This window comes from Citrobacter freundii complex sp. CFNIH4, from assembly GCF_002934505.1.
Lineage (GTDB): Bacteria > Pseudomonadota > Gammaproteobacteria > Enterobacterales > Enterobacteriaceae > Citrobacter > Citrobacter freundii.
Genome location: NZ_CP026231.1, coordinates 822,195 through 840,369, shown reverse-complemented (window position 1 = coordinate 840,369; position 18,175 = coordinate 822,195). Strand labels below are relative to the sequence as shown.

18 protein-coding genes are annotated in these 18,175 nt (G+C 54.4%); 14 read left to right on the top strand and 4 right to left on the bottom strand.

Features of this window, described 5'->3' with window-relative positions; translation table 11 throughout:
* Positions 1 to 11 precede the first annotated feature (11 nt).
* Together C2U41_RS04270 and C2U41_RS04265 are read right to left on the bottom strand one after the other, a co-directional pair.
* Positions 12 to 965: a YbgA family protein gene (locus C2U41_RS04270; protein ID WP_003835465.1), complete on the bottom strand. Its 954-nt coding sequence runs from the start codon at positions 963 to 965 to the stop codon at positions 12 to 14.
* A gap of 89 nt (positions 966 to 1,054) precedes the next feature.
* Positions 1,055 to 1,261 carry a YbfA family protein gene (locus C2U41_RS04265; RefSeq protein WP_003022870.1) on the bottom strand — a complete coding sequence of 69 codons (207 nt, stop codon included), beginning with the start codon at positions 1,259 to 1,261 and terminating at the stop codon, positions 1,055 to 1,057.
* Positions 1,262 to 1,569: 308 nt separating this feature from the next.
* Between C2U41_RS04265 and kdpF the strand changes: the two genes are divergently transcribed.
* From kdpF to kdpE, 6 genes are read left to right on the top strand one after another with little or no spacing between them, the layout of a single operon-like run.
* Complete coding sequence (kdpF, locus tag C2U41_RS04260; protein WP_001670793.1) at positions 1,570 to 1,659, top strand: K(+)-transporting ATPase subunit F; 90 nt, start codon at positions 1,570 to 1,572, stop codon at positions 1,657 to 1,659.
* Positions 1,659 to 3,338, top strand: a complete 1,680-nt coding sequence (gene kdpA / locus C2U41_RS04255) for a potassium-transporting ATPase subunit KdpA (protein ID WP_032938522.1) — start codon at positions 1,659 to 1,661, stop codon at positions 3,336 to 3,338. The genes kdpF and kdpA overlap by 1 nt, the downstream gene beginning before the upstream one ends.
* Positions 3,339 to 3,358: 20 nt before the next feature.
* Positions 3,359 to 5,407 carry a potassium-transporting ATPase subunit KdpB gene (gene kdpB / locus C2U41_RS04250; protein ID WP_003022864.1) on the top strand — a complete coding sequence of 683 codons (2,049 nt, stop codon included), beginning with the start codon at positions 3,359 to 3,361 and terminating at the stop codon, positions 5,405 to 5,407.
* A gap of 8 nt (positions 5,408 to 5,415) precedes the next feature.
* Positions 5,416 to 5,982 (top strand): potassium-transporting ATPase subunit KdpC, encoded by a 567-nt coding sequence (kdpC, locus tag C2U41_RS04245; protein WP_003835531.1) that lies wholly within the window; start codon positions 5,416 to 5,418, stop codon positions 5,980 to 5,982.
* A gap of 10 nt (positions 5,983 to 5,992) precedes the next feature.
* Positions 5,993 to 8,677 carry a two-component system sensor histidine kinase KdpD gene (gene kdpD / locus C2U41_RS04240; protein ID WP_103848308.1) on the top strand — a complete coding sequence of 895 codons (2,685 nt, stop codon included), beginning with the start codon at positions 5,993 to 5,995 and terminating at the stop codon, positions 8,675 to 8,677.
* Positions 8,674 to 9,351: a two-component system response regulator KdpE gene (gene kdpE / locus C2U41_RS04235; RefSeq protein WP_003022856.1), complete on the top strand. Its 678-nt coding sequence runs from the start codon at positions 8,674 to 8,676 to the stop codon at positions 9,349 to 9,351. Before kdpD ends, kdpE begins: the two co-directional genes overlap by 4 nt.
* 100 nt (positions 9,352 to 9,451) lie before the next feature.
* Here kdpE and pgm read toward each other — a convergent pair whose 3' ends face one another.
* Positions 9,452 to 11,092, bottom strand: a complete 1,641-nt coding sequence (pgm, locus tag C2U41_RS04230) for a phosphoglucomutase (alpha-D-glucose-1,6-bisphosphate-dependent) (RefSeq protein ID WP_103848307.1) — start codon at positions 11,090 to 11,092, stop codon at positions 9,452 to 9,454.
* Positions 11,093 to 11,116: 24 nt separating this feature from the next.
* Positions 11,117 to 11,659, bottom strand: a complete 543-nt coding sequence (gene seqA / locus C2U41_RS04225) for a replication initiation negative regulator SeqA (protein ID WP_003022848.1) — start codon at positions 11,657 to 11,659, stop codon at positions 11,117 to 11,119.
* Between the two features lie 194 nt (positions 11,660 to 11,853).
* Here seqA and ybfF point away from each other — a divergent pair, with 194 nt between their 5' ends.
* From ybfF to tcuB, 8 genes are all read left to right on the top strand, one after another.
* Positions 11,854 to 12,627 carry an esterase gene (gene ybfF / locus C2U41_RS04220; RefSeq protein ID WP_099530268.1) on the top strand — a complete coding sequence of 258 codons (774 nt, stop codon included), beginning with the start codon at positions 11,854 to 11,856 and terminating at the stop codon, positions 12,625 to 12,627.
* Positions 12,628 to 12,755: 128 nt separating this feature from the next.
* Complete coding sequence (gene ybfE / locus C2U41_RS04215; protein ID WP_003022842.1) at positions 12,756 to 13,043, top strand: LexA regulated protein; 288 nt, start codon at positions 12,756 to 12,758, stop codon at positions 13,041 to 13,043.
* Positions 13,044 to 13,198: 155 nt separating this feature from the next.
* Complete coding sequence (fldA, locus tag C2U41_RS04210) at positions 13,199 to 13,729, top strand: flavodoxin FldA (protein WP_003022839.1); 531 nt, start codon at positions 13,199 to 13,201, stop codon at positions 13,727 to 13,729.
* 210 nt (positions 13,730 to 13,939) lie between these two features.
* Positions 13,940 to 14,026: a ryhB-regulated fur leader peptide gene (locus tag C2U41_RS04205; protein WP_049259739.1), complete on the top strand. Its 87-nt coding sequence runs from the start codon at positions 13,940 to 13,942 to the stop codon at positions 14,024 to 14,026.
* On the top strand, positions 14,019 to 14,465 hold the full coding sequence (fur, locus tag C2U41_RS04200) for a ferric iron uptake transcriptional regulator (RefSeq protein WP_003022836.1): 447 nt from the start codon (positions 14,019 to 14,021) through the stop codon (positions 14,463 to 14,465). Before C2U41_RS04205 ends, fur begins: the two co-directional genes overlap by 8 nt.
* A 129-nt stretch (positions 14,466 to 14,594) precedes the next feature.
* Positions 14,595 to 15,521: a tricarballylate utilization LysR family transcriptional regulator TcuR gene (tcuR, locus tag C2U41_RS04195; protein WP_003835537.1), complete on the top strand. Its 927-nt coding sequence runs from the start codon at positions 14,595 to 14,597 to the stop codon at positions 15,519 to 15,521.
* 97 nt (positions 15,522 to 15,618) lie between these two features.
* The gene (gene tcuA / locus C2U41_RS04190; RefSeq protein WP_016149788.1) at positions 15,619 to 17,022 is read left to right on the top strand and encodes an FAD-dependent tricarballylate dehydrogenase TcuA; all 1,404 of its coding nucleotides are present in this window, start codon (positions 15,619 to 15,621) and stop codon (positions 17,020 to 17,022) included.
* Positions 17,009 to 18,148, top strand: a complete 1,140-nt coding sequence (gene tcuB / locus C2U41_RS04185; RefSeq protein WP_003835540.1) for a tricarballylate utilization 4Fe-4S protein TcuB — start codon at positions 17,009 to 17,011, stop codon at positions 18,146 to 18,148. The genes tcuA and tcuB overlap by 14 nt, the downstream gene beginning before the upstream one ends.
* Positions 18,149 to 18,175 lie beyond the last annotated feature (27 nt).

Below are 18,175 nucleotides of genomic sequence, written 5' to 3'. Positions count from 1 at the left end.
GAAGAAAAAACTTAACGCCCGTAGCGCAAACGCAGAGCCTCTGGCCAGGGATTGAAATAGCGCTGCCCGGAGAGATAAGCATCCGGATATTCCGCCATATAGTGTTTGAGTAATGTTATTGGCGCAAGCAGCGGTTGAGTCGAACGTCGATACCCGTCAATGAGAGAGGCCAGCTCCTGCCGCTGACGAGAATTTAATTGCGTACGGAAATAGCCCTGGACATGCATCAGCACGTTGGTATGGTTGCGCCGCGAGGGAAGATGCGCCAGCAAACTCATCAGCCTTAAGCGATACTCGACAAAATAAGCCTGCAAATCTTGCCATTCGCCGATCGCCGCGACAAAACGCCCGAGTTCGCGATAGTCCGGCTGGGAATGGGCCAACAGTAATAGCTTGTAACGGCTGTGATAATCGATTAGTGCGCCGCGCGTTAACCCTTGCTGACGGATACCGTTGAGCTCGTGCAAGGCATAAATGCGCTCAACAAAATTTTCCCGAATCTGCGGGTCGTGCAAACGCCCGTCCTCTTCCACGGGAAGCCAGGGTAACGTCGACATCAGCACGGACGTAAAGATCCCTCGTCCCGCTTTACGGTTGTTTTTGCCTTCCACGTCGTAGACCCGCACCCGTTCCATACCGCAACTGGGGGATTTTGCACAGACAATATAGCCACACAAATGCTCCAGACGATTGCTTTGTCGCTGACTAAAAGCCGTCATTACGTCTGTCAAATCACCCTCGCGCTTATCACTAAAACGCAGGGAGACAGCCTCGCCCTCTTTGACCAGATGCAGCGCAGGTCTCGGGACCGGTAACCCGATACCCATTTCAGGGCATACGGGTTCGAACGCGACCCACGGCGACAGTTCTTCTACAGCAAAGGCCAGCCGCTTATGCCCACCATCATAGCGAACCGCCTCCCCCAACAGACAGGCACTGATACCAACAGGGATTTTCTCGCTCATGATCGCTCCTTTCTCATTCCTGAGATAAGTGTAGCTATCATGAACAAAAAAGCCGCTGATATCAGCGGCTTTTGGGGATTTATTAGCTATCAGTAGAAATCGCAGGTGGCTTTTTCAGCCTGCTCCATCCACACCGGTTTATCACTGGTTTTAGACCAGACGCGGTGCAGGTAGCTGTAAAAACGGGCGCGGTCTTTCCAGAACAACATGACCGGCAGCGCCAGCACGCCCGCCACAACGGCAAAGGTACGGCGCAAGAAAACAATGTGTGCTGGATATTCTTTATAAAAGTCCATAATCCTCTCCCATATATCTGTTCGGTGAATCGCACCGGAAAAATAAACTTGGTTAACTGATGAAAATAATACCGCCTTGTGTGTAATTTTGCTACTCATCCGACCACTTATTTTTATCTATTGATGCTCCGTTTAGCTAAAAACTGTAATTAAGTTACATAAAAGTTAAATTAATACTAATCATTAGTTAAATAATGGTCTTTGCCATTTTTATACTTTTTTTACACCCCACCCACTGATTTTTGCGAAATCTTTGCAAGCAAAAATCTACGCTCTGGTTATCACATTTATGCCACTGGAGGTGCACTGTGAGTGCAGGCGTGATAACCGGCATTGTGCTGGTCTTTTTATTATTAGGTTATTTGGTGTATGCCCTGATTAATGCGGAGGCGTTCTGATGGCGGCCCAAGGATTTTTACTCATTGCCAGTTTCTTGCTGGTGCTGTTTGTCGTCGCCAGACCGCTGGGCTTTGGGCTGGCTCGACTGATCAATAATACGTCCCTGCCGGGCCTGACTGGCGTGGAGAATTTGCTCTGGCGTGGTCTGGGCATCTCACAGCAGGAGATGAACTGGCGGCAGTATCTGTTGGCGATCCTCGCGCTCAATGTACTGGGCCTGCTGGTCCTGTTTTCGATGCTGATGGCGCAAAACCTGCTGCCGTTAAATCCCCAGCAACTGCCAGGGCTTTCATGGGATCTGGCGCTTAACACCGCGGTGAGTTTTGTCACTAATACCAACTGGCAATCCTATGCTGGTGAAACCACCTTAAGCTACTTCAGCCAGATGGTCGGGCTGACCGTACAAAACTTCCTGTCAGCGGCAACCGGGATTGCGGTGATTTTTGCCCTGACCCGCGCCTTCACGCGCCAGAGTATGAACACCTTGGGCAACGCCTGGGTCGATCTGATTCGCATTACGCTGTGGATCTTGCTCCCCATTGCATTGCTCATTGCGCTGTTCTTCATTCAGCAAGGTGTGCTGCAAAACGTGTTGCCCTATCAGCCCATCACCACACTTGAAGGAGTTAAACAACTGCTGCCGATGGGGCCCGTCGCCTCACAGGAAGCGATTAAGATGCTTGGCACTAACGGGGGCGGTTTCTTTAACGCTAACTCATCACATCCGTTTGAAAACCCTACCGCATTGACCAATCTGGTACAGATGCTGGCTATTTTCTTAATTCCTACCGCGCTGTGTTTTGCCTTTGGTGATGTGGTGGGCGATCGTCGCCAGGGACGGACCCTGCTGTGGGCCATGTCACTGATTTTTGTGGTCTGCGTGGCCGTCGTGATGTGGGCTGAAGTTCAGGGCAACCCACACCTGATGGCATTCGGCGCAGACAGTAATATCAACATGGAAGGCAAAGAGAGCCGCTTTGGCGTGCTGGCCACGAGTCTGTTTGCCGTCGTCACGACAGCGGCATCTTGCGGTGCTGTTGATGCGATGCATGACTCCTTTACTGCGCTGGGCGGCATGGTGCCAATGTGGTTAATGCAGATTGGTGAAGTGGTCTTCGGCGGCGTGGGTTCAGGTCTGTACGGCATGCTGCTGTTCGTGCTGCTGGCGGTATTTATCGCCGGGTTAATGATTGGCCGCACACCAGAGTATCTGGGTAAGAAAATCGACGTGCGCGAAATGAAAATGACCGCGTTGGCGATTCTGGTCACCCCTGCGCTGGTCCTGCTCGGCACAGCGATCGCCATGATGACCGAAGCTGGCCGCAGCGCCATGCTTAACCCGGGTCCACACGGGTTTAGCGAAGTGCTGTATGCCGTGTCGTCCGCCTCGAACAACAACGGTAGCGCCTTCGCCGGGTTAAGCGCCAACAGCCCGTTCTGGAACTGCCTGCTGGCCTTATGCATGTTCTTCGGTCGCTTCGGCGTGATCATTCCCGTGATGGCGATTGCCGGATCGCTGGTCAGTAAAAAGATCCAGCCAGCCAGCTCCGGCACGCTACCTACCCACGGCGCGCTGTTTGTCGGGTTGTTGATCGGTACGGTGTTACTGGTTGGCGCTCTCACCTTTGTTCCTGCCCTGGCGCTTGGCCCGGTCGCAGAATACCTGTCATTACACTGAGTGATGCGGAGCACATTACTATGAGTCGCAAGCAACTGGCGCTGTTCGAACCCTCTCTGGTCGCACAGGCGCTGATGGACGCCGTGAAAAAATTAAGCCCACATACCCAATGGCGTAATCCGGTGATGTTTATCGTCTGGTTGGGCAGTCTGTTAACGACCCTGTTAACCGTGGCGATGGCAACAGGCCATATGCCGGGTAATCCTTGGTTTACCGGTGCGATAAGTCTGTGGCTGTGGATTACCGTTCTGTTCGCCAACTTTGCTGAAGCGCTGGCGGAAGGACGCAGTAAAGCTCAGGCCAACAGCCTGAAAGGCGTCAAAAAAACCGCCTTTGCCCGCAAGCTTCGCGAACCGAAATACGGCGCGGCAATGGATCACGTCCCTGCCGATGATTTACGTAAAGGCGATATCGTGCTGGTGGAAGCTGGCGATATTATCCCGTGTGACGGCGAGGTGATCGAAGGAGGCGCGTCGGTAGATGAAAGCGCCATTACCGGTGAATCCGCGCCGGTGATTCGTGAATCCGGTGGTGATTTCGCCTCCGTCACCGGCGGGACTCGCATCCTCTCCGACTGGTTGGTTATCGAATGCAGCGTAAACCCTGGTGAAACGTTCCTCGACCGGATGATCGCCATGGTTGAAGGTGCACAGCGGCGTAAAACGCCCAATGAAATTGCCCTGACGATCCTGTTGATAGCCCTGACCATCGTCTTTCTACTGGCTACGGCCACGCTGTGGCCGTTTTCCGCCTGGGGCGGTAGCGCGGTCAGCGTCACTGTATTGGTTGCGCTGCTGGTGTGTTTAATCCCTACGACGATAGGCGGGCTGCTCTCCGCGATTGGCGTCGCCGGGATGAGCCGCATGTTGGGTGCGAACGTCATTGCCACCAGCGGACGTGCAGTAGAAGCGGCGGGTGACGTGGATGTACTGCTGCTGGATAAAACCGGCACCATTACGCTGGGTAACCGCCAGGCTTCAGATTTTCTGCCCGCCCACGGCGTGGACGAAAAAACGCTGGCCGATGCCGCGCAGCTTTCATCCCTGGCCGATGAAACGCCGGAAGGCCGCAGCATCGTGATTCTGGCTAAACAGCGCTTTAATCTGCGTATACGCGACGTGCAATCGCTACACGCCACCTTTGTACCGTTTACCGCCCAAAGTCGGATGAGCGGGATCAACATCGACAACCGTATGATCCGCAAAGGGTCGGTCGATGCTATTCGTCGTCACGTCGAAGCCAACGGCGGCCACTTCCCCGCCGACGTTGAGCAGAAGGTCGAAAACGTCGCACGCCTTGGCGCTACGCCGCTGGTGGTTGCTGAAGGCTCCCACGTACTTGGCGTGATTGCCCTGAAAGATATCGTAAAAGGCGGGATTAAAGAGCGTTTTGCCCAGCTGCGTAAAATGGGGATCAAAACGGTGATGATCACTGGCGACAACCGTTTGACCGCCGCCGCAATCGCCGCGGAAGCCGGAGTGGATGACTTCTTAGCCGAAGCCACACCGGAAGCCAAGCTGGCGTTGATTCGTCAGTATCAGGCGGAAGGTCGTCTGGTGGCGATGACCGGCGACGGAACTAACGACGCACCAGCCCTTGCTCAGGCCGATGTGGCCGTTGCCATGAACTCCGGAACCCAGGCAGCGAAAGAAGCGGGCAACATGGTGGACCTCGACTCCAACCCCACCAAACTGATTGAAGTGGTGCACATTGGTAAACAGATGCTGATGACGCGCGGTTCGCTGACCACCTTCAGTATCGCCAACGACGTAGCGAAGTATTTTGCCATTATTCCGGCCGCGTTCGCCGCCACCTACCCGCAGCTCAATGCGCTGAACGTGATGGGGCTGCATTCGCCGGACTCGGCGATCCTCAGCGCGGTTATCTTTAACGCACTGGTTATCGTCTTTCTGATCCCACTAGCGCTGAAAGGCGTGAGTTACAAACCGTTATCCGCTTCCGCGATGCTGCGCCGCAATTTGTGGATCTATGGCCTGGGTGGTCTGGTTGTGCCGTTTATCGGTATCAAAGCAATTGATTTACTGCTGACCCTGCTGGGTCTGGTGTGAGGTTTCAGATGAGTGGATTACGTCCTGCATTATCAACATTGATTTTCCTGATGCTTATCACCGGCGGGGCATACCCGCTGCTGACCACTGCGCTGGGGCAATGGTGGTTTCCCCACCAGGCTAACGGTTCGCTTCTCCGCGAAGGTCAGATTGTTCGCGGCTCCGAGCTCATTGGGCAACAGTTTACCGCTGCCGGTTATTTTCAGGGACGCCCCTCAGCCACAGCGGAAATGCCCTATAATCCAATGGCTTCAGGCGGCAGTAATCTGGCAGCCAGCAACCCGGAACTGGATAAACAGCTGCAAAGCCGGATTGCCGCGCTGCGTGCCGCTAACCCGCAGGCAAATCCTGCCGTTCCGGTAGAGCTGGTAACAGCTTCCGCCAGCGGGCTGGATAACAACCTGACGCCAGCTGCGGTGGCCTGGCAAATCCCCCGCGTGGCGCAGGCTCGCAACCTCAGCGTTGAAGAGGTCACACGCCTGGTTGCACAATACACGCAAAAGCCGTTGGTCAGTTTTATCGGCCAACCGGTGGTGAACCTAGTGGAACTTAATTTAGCGCTGGATAAGCACTGAGAAAAAGGACATGCATAACGAACCCTTACGCCCCGACCCCGATCGCCTGCTGGAGCAGACCACCGCTCCGCACCGGGGAAAACTAAAAATTTTCTTCGGCGCGTGTGCAGGCGTCGGTAAAACCTGGGCCATGCTGGCAGAGGCCCAGCGGCTGCGGGCGCAGGGATTAGATGTGCTGATTGGCGTGGTGGAAACCCACGGACGCAAAGAGACCGCCGCGCTGCTGGACGGTCTCAGCATCCTGCCGCTAAAGCGAAAGGCGCGCCATGGTCGTCATATCAGCGAATTCGATCTCGACGCGGCGCTGGCCCGCCGCCCGGCACTCATTTTGATGGATGAACTGGCGCACAGTAATGCGCCAGGCTCACGCCACCCTAAACGCTGGCAAGATATTGAAGAGCTGCTGGAAGCCGGTATTGACGTTTTTACTACCGTCAACGTGCAGCATCTGGAAAGCCTCAATGATGTGGTCAGCGGCGTCACCGGCATTCAGGTTCGCGAAACCGTCCCCGATCCTTTTTTCGATGCCGCTGACGATGTGGTGCTGGTCGATCTTCCCCCCGACGATTTGCGCCAGCGCCTGAACGAAGGCAAGGTCTATATCGCCGGTCAGGCGGAAAGAGCCATCGAGCATTTCTTTCGCAAAGGTAACTTGATCGCGCTACGTGAGCTGGCCCTGCGCCGCACGGCCGATCGGGTTGACGATCAGATGCGTGCCTGGCGTGGACGTCCGGGAGAGGAGAAAGTCTGGCATACCCGCGACGCCATATTGCTGTGTATTGGACACAACACCGGCAGCGAAAAGCTCGTGCGTGCCGCCGCGCGTCTGGCAGCGCGCCTCGGCAGCGTATGGCATGCAGTGTATGTCGAAACGCCAGCGCTGCACCGACTGCCCGAAAAACAACGCCGCGCAATTTTAAGCGCCCTGCGATTAGCCCAGGAGCTGGGTGCAGAAACCGCCACCCTTTCCGATCCCGCTGAAGACAAAGCAGTAATCCGCTACGCCCGTGAGCATAATCTGGGAAAAATTGTCCTCGGACGTCCGACTACGCGACGCTGGTGGCGCAGTGATTCCTTTGCTGACAAACTGGCCCATCGCGCACCGGATCTCGACCTGATGATTGTTGCGCTCGACGAACCACCTTCGCGCCCTGTGCTGCAAACTGCAGATAGCCGCACCTTTAAGGATAAGTGGCGGGTTCAAATTCAGGGTTGCGTGGTTGCCGTCGCGCTGTGCGCCATCATTACGTTGATTGCCATGCAGTGGTTGATGGCCTTTGACGCCGCCAACCTGGTGATGATCTATTTATTGGGTGTGGTGGTTATCGCCCTCTTTTACGGACGCTGGCCGTCAGTGCTGGCAACCTTTATTAACGTTGCCAGCTTCGATCTCTTCTTTATTGCCCCACGCGGTACGCTGGCCGTTTCCGACGTCCAGTACCTGCTTACCTTTGCCGTGATGCTAACGGTAGGGTTGGTTATCGGTAATCTCACCGCTGGAGTGCGTTATCAAGCACGGGTAGCGCGTTATCGTGAACAGCGTACGCGTCATTTATATGAGATGTCGAAAGCGCTGGCCGTCGGACGGAGCCAGCAGGATATCGCCGCCACCAGCGAACAGTTTATTGCCTCAACGTTCCAGGCCCGCAGCCAGGTTTTACTGCCCGGTGAGAACGGTAAGCTGGCCCCTCTCACTCATCAACAGGGCATGACACCGTGGGATGACGCCATTGCCCAATGGAGCTTTGATAAAGGGCAACCGGCCGGCGCAGGCACTGACACGTTACCGGGTGTGCCGTATCAAATTTTACCGTTAAAAAGCGCCGACAAAACGCATGGGTTGCTGGTTTTGGAACCAGGAAATTTACGCCAGCTGATGATCCCCGAACAGCAGCGCCTGCTGGAAACTTTCACTTTACTGGTCGCCAGTGCGCTGGAACGCCTGACGCTCACCGCCAGCGAAGAGCAGGCCCGGTTTGCCAGCGAGCGTGAAAGCATTCGCAATGCCCTGCTCGCCGCCCTTTCCCACGATTTGCGCACGCCGCTGACGGTGTTGTTTGGTCAGGCAGAGATCTTAACGCTGGATCTGGCAAGTGAAGGATCGCCGCACGCGCGCCAGGCCAGCGAAATTCGCCAGCACGTCCTGAATACGACCCGACTGGTTAATAACCTGCTGGATATGGCGCGAATTCAGTCTGGCGGCTTTAATCTTAAGAAAGAGTGGTTAACGCTGGAAGAGGTGGTCGGCAGTGCCCTGCAGATGCTGGAGCCAGGACTCTCTGCTCCTATTAATTTGTCGCTACCCGCGCCGTTGACGCTGATCCACGTCGATGGCCCGCTATTTGAACGGGTGCTGATTAACCTGCTGGAAAACGCTGTTAAATACGCAGGTCCAGCGGCGCAAATCGGTATTGATGCCAGCGTCGATGGCGAGCATCTGCAACTGGACGTCTGGGATAATGGCCCTGGCATTCCATCGGGAATGGAGCAACGAGTTTTTGACAAGTTCTCCCGGGGAAACAAAGAGTCATCTGTACCGGGCGTTGGGCTGGGGCTGGCAATCTGCCAGGCCATTGTGGACGTGCACGGCGGTACAATTTCCGTCCACAATCGCGCACAGGGAGGAGCATGTTTCCGTGTTACACTGCCCCAGGAAATCCCCCCTGAACTTGAAGATTTTCATGAGGATATGTGACGAACGTACTGATTGTTGAAGATGAACAGGCTATCCGTCGCTTTCTGCGCACTGCGCTGGAAGCCGATGGTCTGCGTGTATATGAAGCGGAAACGCTGCAACGTGGTCTGCTGGAAGCCGCCACGCGAAAACCCGATCTCATCATTCTCGATCTCGGTCTGCCGGACGGTGACGGCATTGATTTTATTCGTGACCTGCGACAATGGAGCGCGATACCGGTAATTGTGCTCTCAGCCCGCAGCGAAGAAAGCGATAAAATTGCCGCCCTGGATGCCGGTGCCGATGACTATCTCAGTAAACCCTTTGGTATTGGCGAGCTACAGGCGCGATTGCGCGTGGCATTGCGTCGCCACGCCAGCGGCACGTCTCCCGAGCCGGTGGTGCATTTTTCCAACGTAAAAGTAGATATCGCCGCCCGACTCGTACATCGTGGTGATGAAGAGATTCATTTGACGCCGATTGAGTTTCGCCTGTTAGCGGTACTGCTGAATAATGCCGGAAAGGTACTGACGCAGCGCCAGTTGCTCAATCAGGTTTGGGGACCAAACGCCGTCGAACACAGCCACTATCTGCGAATTTACATGGGACACCTGCGCCAGAAACTGGAACTGGACCCGGCACGTCCGCGTCATTTTCTGACCGAAACCGGGATTGGTTATCGGTTCATGCCATGACGTTAAGTTGAATATAAAAAGCCGGATCAGCGTATTTGCTGTCCGGCTTTTTCATTATTCATGCCGAATAGCGACGCTAGCGTCTTATCCGGCCTACGGTTTACGCGTTCTTCAGCACTTCGCTGACGATCTCAACCGCTTCTTTTTCGATCTGCTTGCGATGTTCTTCACCGAGGAAGCTTTCGCAGTAGATCTTGTAAGCGTCTTCCGTACCAGAAGGACGCGCGGCAAACCAGCCGTTGTCAGTCATCACTTTCAGACCGCCGATAGAAGCGCCGTTGCCCGGTGCAGCCGTCAGACGCGCGGTGATCGGGTCGCCCGCCAGCGTACTGGCGCTCACCATTTCCGGAGACAGCTTAGACAGCGCCGCTTTCTGCGCGGAGGTCGCGCTTGCCTGCAGGCGGTTGTAGCTCGGTGCGCCAAAGCGAGCAGCCAGTTCGTTGTAGTGTTCCTGCGGGTTCTTACCGGTCACTGCGGTAATTTCTGCCGCCAGCAGGCACATGATGATGCCGTCTTTGTCGGTTGACCACGGTGTACCGTCGAAACGCAGGAAAGATGCCCCCGCGCTCTCTTCCCCACCAAAGCCAAAACTGCCGTCAAACAGACCGTCAACAAACCATTTAAAGCCCACCGGCACTTCCACCAGCTTGCGGCCCAGATCGTTGACCACTCGGTCAATCATCGCCGATGACACCAGCGTCTTACCGACGGCAACATCTTTGCCCCACTGCGGACGATGCTGGAACAGGTAGTTGATCGCCACCGCCAGATAGTGGTTCGGATTCATCAGCCCTGCCGGGGTGACGATACCGTGACGGTCGTAGTCTGGGTCATTGGCAAAGGCCAGATCGAACTTGTCGCGCAGCGCCAGCAGCCCCGCCATCGCACACTCGGAGGAGCAGTCCATGCGGATTGCACCATCTTTGTCGAGATGCATAAAGCGGAAAGTCTGATCAACGTGATCGTTAACGATAGTCAGGTTCAGGTTGTAGTGCTTAGCAATACGCTTCCAGTATTCGATACCGGAACCGCCCAGCGGATCGACACCCAGCGTCAGACCCGCTTTCTGGATCGCCGCCATGTCTACGATGTCAGCCAGTCCTTCAACAAACGGCTGAACCAGATCCTGCTCTTTCACATGACCAGATGCCAGCGCAGCGTCCAGCGACATACGCTTCACGCCTTGCAGACCGGCCGCCAGCAGCGCGTTGGCTCTGTCTTCCACCACTTTGGTGACATTGGTGTCTGCCGGACCACCGTTTGGCGGGTTGTATTTAATGCCGCCATCTTCCGGCGGGTTGTGGGACGGCGTGATCACAATGCCGTCAGCCAGCGGGCCGCCTTTTTTGTTGTGGACCAGGATAGCGTTCGATACAGCAGGGGTTGGCGTAAAGCCGTTATTTTCCTGCACGATGACGTCAACGCCGTTCGCCGCCAGCACTTCCAGTACAGAGATAAAAGCCGGTTCAGACAGCGCGTGGGTATCCTTGCCCACATAGCACGGACCAGAAATCCCGTTTTTCGCACGTTCTTCAGCAATCGCCTGGGCGATAGCCAGAATATGCGGCTCGTTAAAACTATGACGACCTGCACTGCCGCGATGTCCGGACGTACCGAACTTAACAGCGTGCTCAGCGTTCCCTGCCGTTGGTTTCAGTACATAGTACTGTGCCGTCAGTTGGGCGACGTTAATCAAATCACTCTGTTGCGCAGGTTGACCTGCACGATTGTGGATTGCCATTGCCTGGTCCTTCTAATGCAAGGATTAAATTGTTCCGCAAACCTTTTCAATCAATTCCGCAGGGAATTGCATTGACTGCATGATGTGTTCAACCATGCTGCATTTACGGCCGGTATTGGTATTGGTGATCACCCAGTACGGCGTGCCTGGCACGTGCTTCGGTTTGGTTTGATTACCATTTTTCAGCAGCGTCTGTTCATCAGCTGCAAAATAAACACGCGTACGACCATGCAACGATTCCGTTGCTTCGGCGAACGCGTTTTGATCCAGTGAATAGAGTGTAGACAGCACCAGCATAAAGCGATTTACTGCTTTCTTCTGTTCCGCGTATTCGTCGGACAGCAGCAGCTCACGCATCGCGCGCACTTTATCTTTTACGGGGTTAACCGGCTTGGCTTCCACGACAGGTTGCACAGCGCGGACTTCTTTGACTATCGGAGTGACAGGCTGTGATGCGGCGGAAAATTTCAACATACGCCGTAAAATGTCGGATGCGCTCTCGCCAATATGCTTGGTGTGGCTGGCAATATAGCTATAGAGTTCATCATCAACTTCAATCGTTTTCATCTTAATCCAGTGCAGTGTTTAGCTGAATACAAGTTGTCGGGGTAAACACACGTAGTGTAAAGGCAAATCCCAACAGCGGATAGCGTCAAGCCTGGTGGCCAGCAAAACTCAGAGTAACCGTAGTTGTTGCAGCCATGTGGCAGAATGGTCAACATGATACCCTAACCCGTGAGTGTGAAAAAAAGAACTTTGCCATGAAATTGAATATCCGAGCGCAATCTGCGCAAAACCTGCACAATAATTCTCCCATCGTCCTGGTTCACGGCTTGTTTGGCAGCCTGGATAACCTGGGGATCCTGGCACGCGATCTAGTAGCCGACCACCACATCATCCAGGTCGATATGCGAAACCATGGCCTCTCCCCTCGTTCACCTGAGATGAATTATCCGGCTATGGCGCAAGATTTGCTGGATACGCTGGACGATCGGCAGATCGAAAAAGCGATCTTTATTGGCCACTCGATGGGCGGAAAAGCCGTCATGGCGCTGACTGCTCTGGCTCCGGAACGTGTCGAACGGCTGGTCGCCATCGACATTGCTCCCGTTGACTACCATGTTCGCCGCCACGATGAGATTTTTGCGGCAATCAATGCCGTAACCGATGCACAAGCGTCCTCACGCCAGCAGGCGGCAAGCGTCATGCGCCAGCACCTGCAAGAGGAAGGTGTTATCCAGTTTCTGCTGAAATCCTTTGTTGACGGCGAGTGGCGCTTTAACGTTCCCGTATTGTGGGATCAATATCCGCATATCGTCGGTTGGGAAACCATTCCTGCGTGGGAGCATCCGGCGCTGTTTATCCCAGGCGGCAACTCACCGTATGTTACCGAAGCGTATCGCGAACAACTGCTGGCGCAATTCCCACAAGCTCGTGCGCACGTTATAGCAGGCGCCGGGCATTGGGTGCATGCCGAAAAACCGGAGGCGGTGCTGCGCGCCATCCGTCGTTATCTGAGCGAGCAGGCTAACTGATTAAAAACTCAGCGTCTGCGCGCGATTACGCGCGCGGGCGTTGGCGTGTCTCCCCTGCTGATGTATTATGGCGCGCTATCCATCCGGGCAGACGCCTGGCTGATTGTTTCCCCGAAGTCACCAAGATCATGGCCAAAGAACAAACGGACCGTACGACATTAGATCTGTTCGCGCAGGAGCGTCGCCCGGGACGACCCAAAACTAATCCGCTCTCGCGTGATGAACAGTTACGTATTAATAAACGTAATCAGCTTAAGCGTGACAAAGTTCGCGGGCTTAAGCGTGTCGAACTGAAACTGAACGCTGATGCCGTTGACGCTCTGAACGAGCTGGCTGAGGCACGCAACATGAGTCGCAGTGAACTCATCGAAGAGATGCTGATGAACCAACTCAGCGCATTGCGCGGTCAGGCATAGTCTGAATTTCTGCTCTAAATCATAAATCGTGTAGCACAGAGTGCAGTCCTGCGTGTTTGCTGTTTCCGCATGCCAGACTGTTCTGCTATGATTGCCCTTATCCGTGGGCAATGCGCCACCATCATTTCAATAAGTTTCAAGAGGTTATTTTACTCATGGCAATCACTGGCATCTTTTTCGGCAGCGACACCGGTAATACCGAAAACATCGCAAAAATGATTCAAAAACAGCTTGGTAAAGACGTTGCCGATGTTCATGACATTGCAAAAAGCAGCAAAGAAGACCTCGAAGGGTATGACATTCTGCTGCTCGGCATCCCAACCTGGTACTACGGTGAAGCGCAGTGCGACTGGGACGACTTCTTCCCTACCCTCGAAGACATTGATTTTAACGGCAAACTGGTTGCATTGTTCGGCTGCGGCGACCAGGAAGATTACGCAGAATATTTCTGCGATGCGTTAGGGACCATTCGCGATATCATCGAACCGCGCGGCGCAACCATCGTTGGTCACTGGCCAACGGCAGGTTATCACTTTGAAGCGTCCAAAGGTCTGGCTGACGACGACCATTTTGTCGGTCTGGCTATCGATGAAGATCGCCAACCTGAACTGACCGCAGAACGCGTAGAAAAATGGGTTAAGCAGATCTCTGAAGAACTGCACCTCGACGAAATCATTAATGCCTGATTTCGTGTGGCGCAGATTTCCATCTGCGCCGCATCAATAGATAAAACCAATCAAAATAATTGCTACAAATTTGTAACTTTTTCGTCTGACCCTGTACAATGGCTGGATGCCAATCGGGTGTTGCACAGTGTGTTTGTCGGCGATACCACGTTTTGATTAACAATATATGCCAGAGACTTGCAGTTTTCATTTAGCCATGGCAGTTCTATAATGAATCGCATTATCTCAAGTGCAATTTCTGTCACTTCTGTTAATGAAGTGAATCGTTTAGCTACAGGACAGATTCCGCATGACTGACAACAATACCGCATTAAAGAAGGCTGGCCTGAAAGTAACGCTTCCTCGTTTAAAAATTCTGGAAGTTCTTCAGGAACCGGATAACCATCACGTCAGTGCGGAAGACTTATACAAACGCCTGATCGATATGGGTGAAGAAATTGGTCTGGCGACCGTGTATCGCGTGCTGAACCAGTTTGATGATGCCGGTATCGTGACCCGCCATAATTTTGAAGGTGGTAAATCCGTCTTCGAATTGACTCAACAGCATCATCACGATCACCTCATCTGCCTTGACTGCGGCAAAGTGGTCGAGTTCAGCGATGATTCCATCGAAGCCCGCCAACGTGAGATTGCGGCTAAACATGGCATTCGCTTAACTAACCATAGCCTCTATCTTTACGGTCACTGTGCCGAAGGCGATTGCCGCGAAGATGAGCACGCCCACGACGGCAAATAATGTAATGCTTTCTGAAAAGCCAACCATCAGGTTGGCTTTTTTTATGGGCGTTACCTGCCCTTTTCCCCTTCCCTCCGCTCCTGTGTTGCTTTAATGTAAAAATCAATTGCCCCCTTCCGGAGAGTCGAAATGGAACTTCGCCAGCTACGCTATTTTGTGCGCATTGTAGAAACCGGCAGCATGGGTAGCGCGGCGCTCGATCTCAATATCGGGGTTTCGGCACTCAGCCAGCAAATGTCGCGTCTGGAAAACGAACTCGCTATTCGCCTGCTGCAGCGCACTTCGCGAGGCGTGACCCCCACCAGCGCCGGACTGGCTTTTTACTCCCAGGCGCAGCTGGCGCTCCGTCACGCAGACGATGCAATCCTCGCCGCGCGTGAATCCCGGCTTTCCGGGCACGTCAGCGTCGGCATGGCTCCCAGTACCGCTTCAGTTCTCGGTATGCCTTTTATTCACGCCATGCGGGAAAGCTATAGCGATGTTCGCCTGCATGTGGTGGAAAGTCTCTCTGGTAATCTGGAACGGATGATTAATACCCGACAGATTGATCTGGCTGTGGTGTTTCAAAAAGAAAAGATCCTGCGCTGGAGTGCCAGACCGATTCTCGAAGAACGGCTGTTTTTGATTGGGACCCATGCCCTACTGGCTGATATTACCGATGACAATATTGCCCCAGCCCAGTTGGCGAGTATTCCATTGATAATGCCCAGCCCAGGCCACGGTCTGCGCGGCAGGCTGGAAGCAATTTGTCAGGAACACTCGCTGAACATTGAGATCGCTACAGAAATTGATGGTCTGGCGCTGCTGATGCGCGCCGTGCGCAGTGGCATTGGCGCCACTCTTCAACCCGGAGCGGCGATTTCCCATCTCGATAAAGAGACGCTAAGAGTGATCGGCGTCCATAATCCGATACTTAGCCGCCCCAACTTTCTGGTGAGCCTCTCTGACGATGAGCTCACCCCGGCGGGCCTCGCAGCCCGCGTGGTGCTGACGAAAGTGATGCATCAACTGGTGGAAGCAGGACGCTGGCCAGGCGCCATCCTTTACAATAACTAAAGCCCTCTTTAGCACTACGTCATAGCGCCCGCACAAGCCGTTCGCATACATTTTAATTACAAATTTAACAATTAGTTAAATGGTAATGGAGTATACGATGGTTGATGTTCTGGTGATTGGCGGTGGCAATGCTGCCTTATGCGCTGCCCTTACCGCCCGGGAGCAAGGCGCTTCCGTTTTACTACTCGAAGCGGCTCCCCGGGAATGGCGTGGGGGAAATTCCCAACACACGCGTAACCTGCGCTGTATGCATGATGCACCGCAGGATGTGCTGGTGGAAAGCTATCCGGAAGAGGAGTTCTGGCAAGATCTGCAGCGCGTCACGGAAGGAAATACCAACGAAGCCCTGGCTCGTCTGGTGATCCGCACCTCTTCACAGTGTCGCGACTGGATGCGCCGACACGGCGTCAATTTTCAACCTCCTCTCTCTGGCGCTTTACACGTGGCGCGAACCAACGCCTTTTTTATGGGCGGTGGCAAGGCCCTGGTGAATGCCTATTATCGCAGCGCAGAAAAACTGGGAGTGCAGATCCGCTATAACACCCCCGTTCAGGCGCTTGAACTGCGTAATGGCGAGTTCGTGGCGGCGCTGGCAGGTGAAGAGCGCATCACAGCTAAATCCTGCGTGCTTGCCGCGGGCGGGTTTGAGTCAAACCGCGAATGGCTGCGAGAAGCGTGGGGAGAGAACGAGCGCGGCGAATGGCCTGCAGATAACTTTCTGATTCGCGGCACGCGCTTTAACCAGGGCGTACTGCTCAAATTTATGATCGATGCCGGAGCCGACATCATCGGCGAACCCTCCCAGTCACACTGCGTAGCCATTGACGCCAGAGCGCCATTATATGACGGCGGGATTTGTACCCGCGTGGACTGTGTTTCGCTCGGCATAGTCGTCAACCGTGACGCTGAGCGTTTTTATGATGAAGGCGAAGATTTCTGGCCCAAACGCTACGCCATCTGGGGACGACTGGTCGCCCAACAGCCCGGGCAGATTGGCTACTCCATTATCGACAGTAAAGCCATCGGCCACTTCATGCCTCCGGTCTTTCCTGGCGCACAGGCCAATACGCTGGCGGAACTGGCTCATCAGTTGGGGCTGAATGGCGAACACTTTACCCACACCGTGACGGAGTACAACAACGCCTGCCAGCCCGGCCAGTTCAACCATACCATTCTGGATAACTGCACGACAAAAGCGTTAACCCCCGCGAAGACACACTGGGCGCGACCACTGGACCAGCCGCCTTACTACGGCTATGCCCTGCGGCCAGGGATCACTTTCACCTATCTCGGGTTAAAAGTAAATGAACGCGCTGCCGTACACTTTGCCGGGCAGCCAAGCCGCAACCTGTTCGTCGCCGGAGAGATGATGGCGGGCAACGTGCTGGGCAAGGGCTACACCGCAGGCGTGGGCATGTCAATCGGTACCACTTTTGGCCGTATTGCCGGAAAAGAAGCCGCGCTGGCCGCACGTAAGGAGACTCGTCATGAGGCAGCTTGAGAAACTGATTATCGACGCGCAAATTATCACCGAACCGGAAGCGGAAGTTGAACGCGTGATGCAGGTCTGCAACGCCTGTCGCTATTGTGAAGGATTTTGCGCCGTGTTCCCGGCAATGACGCAGCGCCTGGAATTCGGTAAAGCGGATATCAATTATCTGGCAAACTTGTGCCATAACTGCGGTGCCTGCCTGCACGCCTGTCAGTATGCCCCGCCTCATGAGTTTGCCATCAACGTGCCGAAGGCGATGGCAGAAGTCCGGCTTGAAACCTATCAGCACTACGCACAACCCGCGGCCTTTGGCGCGCTTTATCGTCGCGCAGGCGTCACCGTGACGCTGGCGCTGGTTTTCGGTCTGATCCTGTTTTTACTGCTCGCCATGGGGTTAAAAGGCTCGTTACTCCATCCTCCGTTGGCCGGAGATTTCTACCAAATTTTCCCGCATAACCTGCTGGCCTGGATGTTTGGTTCGGTATTTATTCTGGCGATAGGTCTGCTGATGGCGGGCGTTATCCGCTTCTGGCGCGAGATTTCTCCCGGTATGCCACGTTCCGTCGAAATTGCTGAAGCTTCACACGATGCGCTGACACTAAAGTATCTCGATGGTGGGCACGGTAAAGGTTGTAATGAAGCAGATGATGCCTTCACTCTGATGCGCCGCCGTTTTCATCACTTCACTTTCTACGGTTTTCTGCTCTGCTTTGCCGCCACCGTGGTGGCGACGGGCTATCACTATTTCGCAGGTATAGAAGCACCCTATCCGTTCTTCAGCGTTCCGGTCATGCTGGGCACGTTAGGCGGCATTGGCCTGGTTGTCGGCCCGGCTGGCTTGCTATGGCTCAATCTCAAGCGTTCACCGCTACATGGCGACGCACGGCAAAAACCGATGGATCGCGGTTTTATTTTGCTGCTGCTGCTGACCAGTCTGACCGGTTTAGCCCTGCTGGCAGGAAGAGACTCGTCCTGGATGGCTATTTTGCTCGCCATTCACCTCGGCGTGGTCATGGCGCTCTTTCTGACCATTCCTTACGGAAAATTTGCCCATGGATTTTACCGCTGCGCAGCCTTACTCAAGTGGGCGATTGAGAAACGGCGCGGCAAACAGGCGGGGGTCACAGACAACTAACCCGCACACTCTTACCTCTATAAATAT